Origin of the sequence: Polaromonas sp. (genome assembly GCF_031411155.1) — a bacterium.
Taxonomy (GTDB): Bacteria; Pseudomonadota; Gammaproteobacteria; order Burkholderiales; family Burkholderiaceae_C; genus Polaromonas.
In genome coordinates this window covers 17,738-29,861 of the sequence record NZ_JANOAL010000008.1, presented here as the reverse complement: position 1 = coordinate 29,861, position 12,124 = coordinate 17,738, and the positions used below count along the sequence as shown (strand labels likewise).

At 63.6% G+C, this 12,124-nt stretch carries 7 protein-coding genes and 1 pseudogene; 7 read left to right on the top strand and 1 reads right to left on the bottom strand.

All coding sequences use genetic code 11. The features are described 5' to 3' along the window. Positions 1-527 precede the first annotated feature (527 nt). Positions 528-3,824 (top strand): efflux RND transporter permease subunit, encoded by a 3,297-nt coding sequence (locus RMO23_RS00420; protein WP_309677993.1) that lies wholly within the window; start codon positions 528-530, stop codon positions 3,822-3,824. Positions 3,825-3,832: 8 nt separating this feature from the next. After that, positions 3,833-5,284 (top strand): efflux transporter outer membrane subunit, encoded by a 1,452-nt coding sequence (locus tag RMO23_RS00415; protein WP_309677991.1) that lies wholly within the window; start codon positions 3,833-3,835, stop codon positions 5,282-5,284. A 104-nt stretch (positions 5,285-5,388) separates the two neighbouring features. Here the strand turns inward: RMO23_RS00415 and RMO23_RS00410 are convergent, their stop codons facing one another. Continuing rightward, positions 5,389-6,318: a LysR family transcriptional regulator gene (locus tag RMO23_RS00410; protein WP_309677989.1), complete on the bottom strand. Its 930-nt coding sequence runs from the start codon at positions 6,316-6,318 to the stop codon at positions 5,389-5,391. 136 nt (positions 6,319-6,454) lie between these two features. On the opposite strand from RMO23_RS00410, the gene RMO23_RS00405 reads away from it, so the two are divergent. The 5 genes and pseudogenes from RMO23_RS00405 to RMO23_RS00385 all read left to right on the top strand — a co-directional run bounded on the left by RMO23_RS00405 (position 6,455) and on the right by RMO23_RS00385 (position 12,036). Then, positions 6,455-7,438 carry a tripartite tricarboxylate transporter substrate binding protein gene (locus RMO23_RS00405; RefSeq protein WP_309677987.1) on the top strand — a complete coding sequence of 328 codons (984 nt, stop codon included), beginning with the start codon at positions 6,455-6,457 and terminating at the stop codon, positions 7,436-7,438. 4 nt (positions 7,439-7,442) lie between these two features. After that, positions 7,443-8,462: a 4-hydroxythreonine-4-phosphate dehydrogenase PdxA gene (locus RMO23_RS00400; protein WP_309677986.1), complete on the top strand. Its 1,020-nt coding sequence runs from the start codon at positions 7,443-7,445 to the stop codon at positions 8,460-8,462. 12 nt (positions 8,463-8,474) lie between these two features. Then, a complete protein-coding gene (locus RMO23_RS00395; protein WP_309677984.1) occupies positions 8,475-9,647 on the top strand; it encodes an L-rhamnonate dehydratase in 1,173 nt (390 codons plus the stop codon). 5 nt (positions 9,648-9,652) lie between these two features. Next, positions 9,653-10,570, top strand: a complete 918-nt coding sequence (locus RMO23_RS00390; RefSeq protein WP_309677982.1) for a dihydrodipicolinate synthase family protein — start codon at positions 9,653-9,655, stop codon at positions 10,568-10,570. Between the two features lie 12 nt (positions 10,571-10,582). Beyond that, positions 10,583-12,036, top strand: a pseudogene (locus RMO23_RS00385) (aldehyde dehydrogenase family protein). The last annotated feature ends 88 nt before the right edge of the window (positions 12,037-12,124 follow it).

The window sequence follows — 12,124 nt, the reverse complement described above, 5'->3', positions numbered from 1 at the left end:
AACCTAACGAAAAGAAAGGCGACCCTGCTGTCTGCGACCCTTCGCTGCGCTACGGGCACCCTGCGGTGCTCAGTCCAGCCGGGGTCTCGTGCAAACTCGCCTGCGGCTCAGACAAGCACGAGCCCTGATCCGTCTGGACTTCCGCTCCTCAGCGCATACAGAAGGGGGTGGAACACGAATATCAATAGCCGAACCCCACAAGTACGCCCCATGGCGCGTACTTGTTTTGGTATTGGTATTTGGTGTCCGGTTTTTTGCCTGCCCCGTCCTGGCTGGGCTGAGGAGCGGAGAAGCAAGCGGATCAGGGCTCGTGCTTGTTTGAGCGAAGCGAGTTTGCACGAGACCCCGCTTGGTTCGAGCACCGCAAGTTGCCCCGTAGCGAAGCGTAGGGGACCCAGACTGCGGGTCGCCTTTCTTTTGGGTACTTTTCTTTGGCGAAGCAAAGAAAAGTGCCTCGCCCGCCGGGGCGAGACCCGGCCTCGGAACTCAAAAAGACCAGCACTGGCCAAGGACAACGAGGCCAGAAAATGAACCTCTCCGAACCCTTCGTCCGCCGCCCGGTAGCCACCGTCCTGCTCACCATAGGCATCGCCCTGGCCGGCATAGGCGCCTTCTTCGTGCTGCCGGTGTCCCCGCTGCCGCAAGTCGATTTTCCCGTCATCTCGGTCAGCGCCTCGCTGCCGGGCGCCAGCCCCGACACCATGGCCAGCAGCGTCGCCACGCCGCTGGAGCGGCGGCTGGGGGTGATTGCGGGCGTCAACGAAATGACGTCCAACAGCAGCAACGGCTCGACCCGCGTCAGCCTGCAGTTTGAACTGAACCGCAACATCAATGCCGCGGCGCGCGAAGTGCAGGCCGCCATCAATGCCTCGCGCGCCGATCTGCCGGCCACCCTGCGCAGCAACCCGACCTACCGCAAGGCGAATCCGGCGTCCGCGCCCGTGATCATTCTGGCGCTCACGTCCAAGACCCGCTCACCGGGCCAGATTTATGACGAGGTGTCGAATCTGGTGCAGCAAAAGATTGCCCAGGTGCCGGGGGTCGGCGACGTCGAACTGGGCGGCGGCTCGCTGCCCGCCGTGCGGGTGGAACTGAACCCGTTTGCGCTGAGCCGCTATGGCGTCAGCATGGAGGACGTGCGGGCGGCCCTGCAGGCGTCCAACGCCAACCGGCCCAAGGGCGCGATTGAAGGCAATGGCCAGCGCTTTCAAATCTATTCCAGCGGCAACAGCGCCACCGGCGGGCGCAAGGCCATCGACTACCAGGGTCTGGTGGTGGCCTGGCGCAATGGCGCGGCAATACGCCTGGCCGACGTGGCCGAGGTGGTGGACGGGGTGGAAAACACCAACACCCTGGGCCTGTTCAACGGCAGCCCGGCGGTGGTCGTGCTGGTGACGCGCCAGCCCGATGCCAACGTGATTGAGACGGTCGATGGCGTGCGCGCGCTGCTGCCGGAGCTGCAGGCCCAGTTGCCGCAGGATGTGCAGCTGCAAGTGGCCTCGGACAGTACCAACTCGATACGCGCCTCGCTGCGCGAGATTGAAATCACGCTGCTGATCTCGATTGCGCTGGTGGTGCTGGTGGTCAGCGCGTTTTTGCGCAGCGCGCGCGCCACCGTGATTCCGGCGGTGGCCACGGTGGTGTCGCTGCTCGGTACCCTGGGGGTGATGTATTTGCTGGGCTTTAGCCTGAACAACCTGAGCCTGATGGCACTGACGGTGGCCACCGGCTTTGTGGTGGACGACGCGATTGTGGTGCTGGAAAACACCAGCCGCCATATCGAAGCCGGCATGGACCGCTTCAAGGCAGCGCTGCTGGGCGCGCGCGAGGTCGGCTTTACCGTGCTGTCGATCAGCCTGTCGCTGGTGGCGGTGTTCATTCCGTTGCTGTTCATGGGCGGGCAGACCGGGCGGCTGTTTCGTGAATTTGCGGTCACGCTGTCGGCGGCGGTGCTGATCTCGCTGGTGATTTCGCTGACCACCACGCCCATGATGTGCGCCTGGCTGCTCAAACCGTCAAGCGCCACTGAAAAACCGCCAGGGCGCTTTGCATTTGTCGCCCGCTGGTCTGAAAGCGCCTTCACCCGCGTGCACCGCAGCTACGAGGTCAGCCTGGACTGGGCACTGGGCAGCCGCCTGCTGGTGATGCTGATACTGGGCGCCGTCATCGCACTCAATGCCTATCTGTTCATCAAGGTGCCCAAGGGCTTTTTCCCGCAGCAGGACACCGGGCAAATCAGCGGTGGCCTGAGCGCTGACCGCAGCATTTCCTTTCAGGCCATGCAAGCCAAGTTAAAGCAGCTGGTGGACATCATCCGGCAGGACCCGGCGGTGGACACCGTGGTCGGTTTTACCGGCGGCGCGCGCGCCGGCGGTGGCTTCATGTTCATCAACCTCAAGCCGGTGGCGCAGCGTACCGAGGGCGGCCAGGCCGTGATTGCGCGGCTGCGCCCGCAGCTGGCCAGGGTGACCGGCGTCACGCTGTTTCTGAACCCGGTGCAAGACCTGCGCGGCGGCGGCCGCCAAAGCAATTCGACCTACCAGTACACCCTGAAAAGCGACTCTACCGCCGACCTGCGCGTGTGGGCCCTGCGCCTGGCCGAGCGCATGAAACTGCAGAGCGCACTGACCGACGTGGACACCGACCAGCAGGAAAACGGCGTGGAAACCATGGTGACCGTGGACAAGGAAAGCGCGGCCCGTCTCGGCATCAGCGCGCGCGATGTGGACAACGCGCTCTACAACGCTTTCGGCCAGCGCCAGGTTGCCACCATCTATGCCGACCTCAACCAGTACCGCGTGATCATGGAAGTCGCGCCACGTTTTATCCAGAGCCCGGAATCACTCAAGGACATTTACATTCCGGCCAAAGGCGGCAGCGGCAGCACGCTGGCGACCGCTGCCACAAACACAAACACAGCCACGTCCACGTCCACGGCCGCCAGCGTGGTGAATGTGGTCAATCCGGCGCTGCGCGATGCCTCGACCGGCCAGGCCCTGAGCACGGCCGTTACCCCCATGGTGCCGCTGTCAGCCATTGCCCGCTTCAGCGAAAGCGCCAAGGCCGCCTCGGTCAGCCATGAGGATGGCGAACTCTCGACCACGATTTCCTACAACCTGGCCGAGGGCAGCACCATCAGCGATGCCCAGGCTGCGGTCAAGCAGGCCGAGGCCGACATTGGCATGCCAATCAATGTGCGCGGCAGTTTTGCCGGCACCGCGCGCAGCGCCCAGCAGTCGCAGGACCAGCAGCCCATCCTGATCCTGGCAGCGCTGGTGGTGATCTACATCGTGCTGGGCATTCTGTACGAGAGCCTGATTCACCCCGTCACCGTGCTGTCCACCCTGCCCTCTGCCGGTGTCGGTGCGGTGCTGGCGCTGCTGCTGTTCAAGATGGACTTTTCCATCATCGCGCTGATCGGCGTTTTTCTGCTGATTGGCATCGTCAAGAAGAATGCAATTTTGATCATCGACTTTGCGCTGGAGGCCGAACGCTCGCGCGGGCTGCCTGCTCTGCAGGCGGTGCGCGAAGCCTGCCTGCTGCGTTTTCGCCCGATCTTGATGACCACCCTGGCCGCCATTTTGGGCGCGCTGCCGCTGGCAATTGGTTTTGGCGAGGGGGCCGAGCTGCGCCGCCCGCTCGGTGTTTCCATCATCGGCGGGCTGATTGCCAGCCAGATCCTCACGCTACTGACCACGCCGGTGGTCTATGTGCTGCTCGACAAACTGCGTCGCCGCAGCCCAACCGAGCGGCAGTTAAGCCGTCATCCAGATGACCGGTCATCCGGCGGCCCACCGGCGGGCAGCCCGCTGCAACTGCAATGAGGCCCACCATGCATCCTCCTCTTTTCGTCTCTCATTCCCCGTATCCGCTCCGGCGGCTCGCTGCCGCCGCGCTGGCCCTGCTCGCCAGTGGCTGCGCCGTCGGCCCCGACTACCAGCGCCCGGCCACGGTCGATGTCAGCAGCTTCAAGGAGGCCAAAGACTGGGTGCCGGCCGCGCCGGCCGATGCGCTGGAACGCGGCCCCTGGTGGACGCTGTTTGGCGACCCGGTGCTGGACCAGCTCGAATCGCGCGTGGAAGTGTCCAACCAGAACGTGGCGCTGGCCGTAGCCGCCTATGCCCAGGCGCGCGCGCTGGTGCGCGAGCAGCGGGCCTCGCTGTTTCCGACGGTGGCGCTCGATGGCGGCGCCAGCCGCGCGCGCAGCGGCGGCAGCAGCTCGACCGGCACGGGCAGCGGCGGGCGCACCAGCAGCAACTACCAGCTCAGCATAGGCGCCAGCTGGGAGCCCGACGTCTGGGGCCGGCTGGGCCGCGCCGTTGACGGCGCGGCGGCGGGCGAGCAGGCCAGCGCCGCCGACCTGGCCTCAGCCCGGCTGTCGGCCCAGGGCGAACTGGCCATCAACTACTTTTCACTGCGCCAGACGGACGCCCAGAAAACGCTGCTGGAAAGCACCATTGCCGGCTTCCAGCGCACGCTGGAAATCACGCAAAACCGCTACAGCGCCGGCATCGTCGCCAAAACCGACGTGCTGCAGGCGCAAACCCAGCTGGCCAACGCCCAGGCCGACAACGCCGGGCTGCAGCGCCAGCGCGCGCAACTTGAGCACGCGATGGCGGTGCTGGTCGGCGAGGCGCCCGGCAATTTCAGCCTGGCCGCGCTGCCCGCCCCCGACTGGAAACCGGTGGTGCCCGAAGTTCCAGTGGGCCTGCCCTCCACCTTGCTGCAGCGCCGGCCCGACATTGCGGCGGCCGAGCGCCGCGTGGCCAGCGCCAACGAGCAGATTGGCATTGCCAAAAGCGCCTACTACCCGAGCTTTTCCTTGAGCGCTTCCACCGGTTCGAGCGCCAGCCGCGTGGCCGACCTGTTCAGCGCCTCGACCAGCGCCTGGTCGCTGGGCCTGTCGGTGGCGCAGGTGCTGTTCAATGCCGGGGCCACTGGCGCGCGGGTCGAAGGCGCCCGGGCATCGCATGAGCAGGCGGTGGCGCGTTACCGCCAGGCCGTGTTGACGGCGTTTGCCGACGTCGAAGACCAGCTGGCCGCCGCCCGCGTGCTGCAGACCCAGCTGGAGCTGCGGCGCCAGGCCTCGCAGGCCGCCGACCAGGTGGAGCAGCAGGTGCTGAACCGCTACCGCAGCGGCCAGGTCAGTTTCACCGAAGTCATCACCGCCCAGGCCACCGCGCTGAGCGCGCGCCGCGCGCTGGTGCAGGCCACGGCCGACCGGCAGACCACGGCGGTGGCGCTGATCCAGTCGCTCGGTGGCGGCTGGCACGCAGGACGGTAAGCGCCTGAATCCGGGCAGTGTATTTGATATTGTTTGCATAGCACAACACCCGCGTAAAACCTGGGCTACAGACCAATTTGACCTGCACATTCGGTCAAAATGGCTCAGCCACCTGGCGGGTGCAGCGCCGACAGAAAGAACCGCGCCGCCTCGCTCAGCGGCCTGTCCTTGCGGGTGATGGAACCAAACGACTCCATTTTGTGCCGGATCTCGCAAGGCAAGACCTTCAGCAGACCATGTTGGGCATAGGTGTCAGCAATCGACCGGGGCATGACCGCCATCATGTCCGTCTTGTCGATCAGGTCGGTAGTGGTCAGGATAGAGGCGGTTTCAATCAGGCCCCTGGGCGCCGGCATCTGCAGCATGCGGAACTCCTGATCCAGCACCTCGCGCATCGGGCTGCCGGTGGGCTGCAATATCCACGGGTAGTCCAGCAGGCTGGCGAACTTCACCGATTTTCTCTGGCCCAGCGGATGGTGCACACCAACCACCACCGACAGCGCTTCGTTCTCCAGCGGGGTAAAGCGGTAGTCCTGCCAGTGTTCGTCGCGCATGCGGCCAATCGCCACATCAAGCCCGCCTTCGCGCAGCAGTTCCAGCAGGCGGTCGCTGGTGTCCATCGTGATGTCGACTGACAGCAGCGGGTAGGCTTGCTTAAGCGCAATGATGGCGTTTGTCAGCAAGGTGGGCGATGGTGCCATGATGCTGCCGACCGAAAGCCGGCCGGAACTGCCGAGTTGCAGCTCGGCCAGTTCGCGCGTCATCGACTCCATCGAGCCGCGCATGCCGCGAAAGTAGCCCAGCACGCTGGTGCCTGCTGCGGTGAGCTTCTGCCCGCGCCCGACCCGCTCAAACAGCCGCTGACCCAGCGCCGCCTCCAGCTCCTGAATCATTTTGGTGGCCGCCGGCTGCGTCATGCCCAATTCGGCCGAGGCCTTGCGCAGGGTGCCGTGCTCGCCCACTGCCAGGAGAAGGGCGACCTGGCGCATGCGCAGGCGATTCAGCAATTGGGGAATGAGCGGCGTTGTGGACATAAGCTCCAGAGCAAAATCAGGCGACTTTAAATGATAACCAGTGATTATCAAATAATCATGAATTTTCAATTTACGTTAACTGTCAGGCTCTCTACCATTAGCGCATTGGTTCACAACAATGTTTTGGAGACACCCGATGATGAAGCCCTTGAAGCTGGCGAAAATATTCCCTGCCGCCTTGCTGGCCGCCTGCGTGTTGAGCGGCCACACCCATGTTTTTGCCCAGGACTGGCCGACCAAGCCGGTACGCATTCTGGTCGGCTCCGCCCCCGGCGGCGGCACCGACGCCATGGCCCGCGCCGTGGCCGACCGGCTGGGCCCGCTGCTCAAGCAGCCGGTGGTGGTTGAAAACCGCCCCGGCGCTTCCAACACCCTGGCCGCGGACGTCACCGCCAAGTCCAATGACGGACACACCCTGCTGATGGGCGTATCGACTGCGCACGCCATCGCGCCGCATTTGCTCAAGCTGGGCTACGACAACAACAAGGATCTGGTGCCCGTGGTGTTTGTCGGTGCCGTGCCGAATGTGCTGGTGGTCAACAACGAGTTGCCGGTGGATTCGGTCAAGTCGCTGATCCAGCTGGCCAAATCAAAGCCCGGCCAGCTCAATTACGCCACCAGCGGCTCGGGCAGCACGCAGCACATTGCGGCCGAGCTGTTCAAGGACCAGGCGGGGGTCTTCATTACCCACATTCCCTACCGCGGCAGCGGCCCGGCCCTGATCGATCTGGTCGGTGGCCAGGTGCAACTGAGTTTTGACACCATGCCCTCGGTGATTGGCCAGGTCAAAAACGGCCGCATCAAGGCCCTGGCCGTGGCCAGTGCCAAGCGCAACCCGCAATTGCCCAACGTGCCCACCATGGCTGAAGCCGGACTCAAGGGCGTGGAAATGAGTGCCTGGTACGGCATCTACATGCCGGCTGCCACGCCCAAAGCCGTACAGGAGCGTGTTTACGCCGAGGTCACCAAGGTACTGGCCATGCCCGAGACGCAGACCCGCCTGGGTGCCATTGGTGCCGACCTGACCCCCATGACGCAGGCCCAGTTTGCGCAATTTCACAGCGCTGAAAACAAGCGCTATGGCGACCTGATCACAAAGAAAAACATCAAGCTGGATTAAACCCATGAGCATGCAAAACAAGCCCGTTGTGGCCCTGACACTGGGCGACGCAGCAGGCATTGGCCCGGAGCTGATCGCACGGCTGCTGAGCCAGCCCGGCATCACGGCGCAAGCCAACATCGTGCTGCTGGGCGACCCCTGGCTCTGGCAAGACGGCCAGGCCATTGCCAGGCAAACCGTCGCCACCCAGGCCGTCAGCAGCCTGATGGAGGTCGGCACACGGCCCGACCAGAGCCTGCCGGCCTTTCTGGCTGTAGACACGATTCGCCCGGACCAGGTGCAGCGCAGCCAGGCGCAGGCCGCCTGCGGCAACGCCGTGCTGCAGGTGTTGGACCTGTGCATGGATGGCGCCAAGCGCGGCGAGGTCGATGCCATCTGTTTTGCGCCGCTGAACAAGCAGGCGATGAAGCTGGGCGGCCTGAAGCACGAAGACGAGCTGCACCACTTTGCCGAATACCTGGGCGTGACCGGCTATTTCTGCGAGTTCAACACGCTCGGCGACTTGTGGACGGCGCGCGTGTCCTCGCATATTCCACTCAAGGATGCGGCATCCATGCTGAGCCGGGAACGCATTGTCGATGCCACACGGCTGATTTACCGATCGCTGCAGGCCAGCGGCAACCCCAGCCCCAAAGTCGCCGTGGCGGCCTTCAACCCGCATGGCGGTGACGGGGGCGTCTGCGGACGCGAAGAGATCGACATCATCGAGCCGGCCGTGCGCGAGTTGCGCGCCAGCGGTTTTCCGGTTGATGGCCCCTTCCCCGCCGACACGATTTTTCTGAAGGCACGCGACGGCCAGTACCAGGCCATCGTCACCATGTACCACGACCAGGGCCAGATCGCCATCAAGCTCATGGGCTTCAGCAAGGGCGTGACGGTGCAAGGCGGCCTGCCGGTGCCGATCACGACGCCGGCCCACGGCACGGCGTATGACATTGCCGGCCAGGGCGTAGCGGATGTCAACGCCACCCACAACGCATTTCGCATCGCGTGCCGCATGGGTGCGGCACGCCTTCATTCTTAAAGGGACGACCCCATGAAAATCAAATCAGTTCGCGCACGCGTGTTCGAGTGGAAAGGCAAAACCGTTCCGCCCCAAGGAAATTTCTGCTCCAACGCCATGGACTTGGTGTACTCCAAAACCGAGTCCATGAGCACCTTCCGCTTCCATTCCTGGACCGTGGTCGAAATTGAAACCGACGACGGCATCATCGGCCTGGGCAATGTGGCCCTGGCGCCCGCCATCGCCAAAGCCATCATCGACCAGTACCTGACGCCGCTGGTGCTGGGCCAGGATCCGTGGGACTACGAATACCTGTGGCAGCGCATGTACCGCGCCACCCACGCGTGGGGCCGCAAGGGCGTGACCATGGCCGCTATCTCGGCGATCGACCTGGCGATCTGGGACATCCTGGGCAAGTCGGTGAACAAGCCGGTGTTCAAGCTGTTGGGCGGCCGCACCAAGGAAAAGATTCCCTGCTACTACTCCAAGCTCTACCGCACCAACCTGAAAGCCATGCAGGACGAAGCGCAAAAGTACAAGGACGCAGGCTTCACCGCCTTCAAAATGCGCTTTGGCTATGGCCCGGCGCACCTGCAAAAAGGCGTGGCCGAAAACCTCAAGTCCGTCGAAGCCATCCGCGAAGTCATTGGCTACGACAACGACCTGATGCTCGAGTGCTACATGGGCTGGAACCTCGAATACGCCAAACGCATGCTGCCCAAGCTGGAGAAATTTGAGCCGCGTTGGCTCGAAGAACCGGTGATTGCCGACGACATCGACGGCTACGCGGAACTGAACCAGCTCACCAGCATCCCGATCTCGGGCGGCGAGCATGAGTTTTCGCTCTACGGCTTCAAGCAGCTGCTGGACAAAAAAGCGGTGTCGGTGGTTCAGTACGACACCAACCGTGTCGGCGGCATCACGGCCGCCCACAAGATCAATGCGCTGTGCGAGGCCTACAGCGTGCCGGTGATTCCGCACGCCGGCCAGATGCACAACTACCACCTGACCATGAGCACGCTGGCCTCGCCCATGAGCGAGTACTTTCCGATGTTTGACGTGGAAGTCGGCAATGAGCTCTTCTATTACATCTTTGACGGCGAACCCGTGGCCGAAAACGGCTTTGTGCAGCTCGACGACAACCAACCCGGCCTGGGCCTGACGCTGAAGACCGAGTTTCTCAAAGACTTCAACATCATTGAGTGATCGGCATGATTGCAAGATACAAAGGCGTATTTCCGGTGGTGCCCACCACCTTTAGCGAAGCGGGCGAACTCGACCTCGAGAGCCAGAAGCGCTGTGTGGATTTCATGATTGACGCGGGCTCGAACGGCCTGTGCATCCTGGCCAACTTTTCCGAGCAGTTCTTGCTGTCGGACGACGAGCGCGAAGTGCTGACGAGCGCCATCCTCAAGCATGTCGCCGGCCGGGTGCCGGTAATTGTCACCACCACGCACTTTGGAACTCGGGTGTGCGCCGAGCGCAGCCGCCGCGCGCAAGACCTGGGCGCCGCCATGGTGATGGTGATGCCGCCCTACCATGGCGCCACCCTGCGCGCGAGCGAGGAAAAGATTTACGAGTTCTACGCCGCGCTGTCAGACGCCATAGCCATCCCCATCATGATTCAGGATGCCCCTATGAGCGGCACGACGCTGTCTGCAGCCTTTCTGGCGCGCATGGCCAAAGAGATCCAGCAGGTGTCGTACTTCAAGATCGAAACCGCCGGTGCCGCCTCCAAGCTGCGCGAGCTGATTCGCCTGGGCGGGGACGCCATTGAAGGCCCGTGGGACGGCGAAGAGGCCATCACCCTGCTGCCCGACCTGGACGCGGGCGCTACCGGCGCCATGACGGGTGGCGCCTACCCTGACGGCATACGCCGCATTGTCGACGCCTATGCCGCAGGCCGCCGCGAAGAAGCGATCGCCGAGTACACACGCTGGCTGCCGCTGATCAACTATGAAAACCGCCAGGGCGGCATCCTGACGGCCAAGGCGCTGATGAAGGCCGGCGGCATCATCGCCTGCGAGGCGCCGCGCCACCCTTTTCCCGCCATGCACGCCGAGGTACGCAAAGGCCTGATTGAAACCGCCCGCCGGCTGGACCCGTTGGTTTTGCGCTGGACTAAATAGAGCAAGATTTCAATGACCACTTTGCACAACAACCTGATCAACGGTCAATGGCTTGCTGGCACCACCACCAGCCCCAACCTCAACCCCTCCAACCTGTCTGACGTGATCGGCGAGTACACCCAGGGTGACGCCGCGCAGCTGGCGCTGGCGGTGCAAGCCGCGCAGTCCGCGTTCCCGGCGTGGTCGGTCTCAGGCATACAGGCCCGGTCTGACGCACTCGACAAAATCGGCAGCGAAATTTTTTGGTGCGCCGCGAAGAACTGGGCACCCTGCTTTCGCGCGAAGAAGGTAAAACGAAGCCAGAAGGCATTGGCGAGGTCACCCGCGCCGGCCATATCTTCAAGTTCTTCGCCGGCGAGTGTTTGCGTTTGTCGGGCGAAACCGTGCCGTCGGTGCGACCCGGCATCGGTGTCGAGATCACCCGCGAACCGGTCGGTGTGGTCGGCCTGATCACGCCCTGGAATTTCCCGATCGCGATACCGGCCTGGAAAATTGCGCCAGCGCTGGCCTTTGGCAACTGCGTGGTCTTCAAGCCCGCCGACCTGGTACCGGGCAGTGCCTGGGCGCTGGCCGAAATCATTTCGCGCTCAGGCATTCCGGCGGGCGTTTTCAACCTGGTGATGGGACCGGGGCGGGTGATTGGCGACGCCCTGGTCAACCACTCCGGCATCAACGCCATCAGCTTCACCGGCTCGGTGGGTGTGGGCAGCCGCATTGCCGAAGCCTGTGCCAAAAGCCTGAAGAAAGTGCAGCTGGAGATGGGCGGCAAAAACCCGCAGGTCATTCTGGACGACGCCGATCTGGCGCAGGCGGTGGAACTCAGCGCGCAGAGCGCGTTTTACGCCACCGGCCAGCGCTGCACGGCATCGAGCCGTCTCATCGTGACCGGGGGCATTTACCCGGCCTTTGTCCAAGCCCTGCAGCAACGCATGGCGCGCATCACGGTGGGTGACGCCCTGACGGCTGGCACTGACATCGGTCCCGTGTCATCACAGGCGCAACTTGAGCAAGACCTGAGCTATGTGCAAATTGGCAAAACCGAGGGCGCGACGCTGGTCATGGGCGGCGAGCGCGTCTCTTGCCACAGCGGCAGCGGCGCCGAGGGTTACTTCATGGCGCCGGCGCTGTTCAGCGAAAGCACCGCCAGCATGCGCATCAACCGCGAAGAGATTTTTGGCCCAGTCGCCAGCATCATCCGTGTCAAAGATTACGAAGCGGCTCTGGTCACGGCCAACGACACGCCGTTCGGCCTGTCCGCCGGCATTGCCACCACCAGCCTCAAGTACGCCACGCATTTCAAGCGGCACAGCCAGGCTGGCATGGTGATGGTGAATCTGCCCACCGCAGGTGTGGACTACCACGTGCCGTTTGGCGGACGTAAGGGTTCAAGCTATGGCCCACGAGAGCAGGGCAAGTATGCGCAGGAATTTTTCACAACGGTGAAGACCGCCTACACGCTGGCCTGAGACGCTGAAGGAGCGCGGTTGCCGCCACCGGCGCCCGCCCTGCACTCGACTGCTATTTATTCGATAGCTGCCTGCGCCCATGAACAAT

Coding starts and splice junctions, on each gene's coding strand:
- RMO23_RS00420 (WP_309677993.1), top strand. CDS start 528: ATGAACCTCTCCGAACCCTTCGTCCGCCGCCCGGTAGCCACCGTCCTG.
- RMO23_RS00415 (WP_309677991.1), top strand. CDS start 3,833: ATGCATCCTCCTCTTTTCGTCTCTCATTCCCCGTATCCGCTCCGGCGG.
- RMO23_RS00410 (WP_309677989.1), bottom strand. CDS start 6,318: ATGTCCACAACGCCGCTCATTCCCCAATTGCTGAATCGCCTGCGCATG.
- RMO23_RS00405 (WP_309677987.1), top strand. CDS start 6,455: ATGATGAAGCCCTTGAAGCTGGCGAAAATATTCCCTGCCGCCTTGCTG.
- RMO23_RS00400 (WP_309677986.1), top strand. CDS start 7,443: ATGAGCATGCAAAACAAGCCCGTTGTGGCCCTGACACTGGGCGACGCA.
- RMO23_RS00395 (WP_309677984.1), top strand. CDS start 8,475: ATGAAAATCAAATCAGTTCGCGCACGCGTGTTCGAGTGGAAAGGCAAA.
- RMO23_RS00390 (WP_309677982.1), top strand. CDS start 9,653: ATGATTGCAAGATACAAAGGCGTATTTCCGGTGGTGCCCACCACCTTT.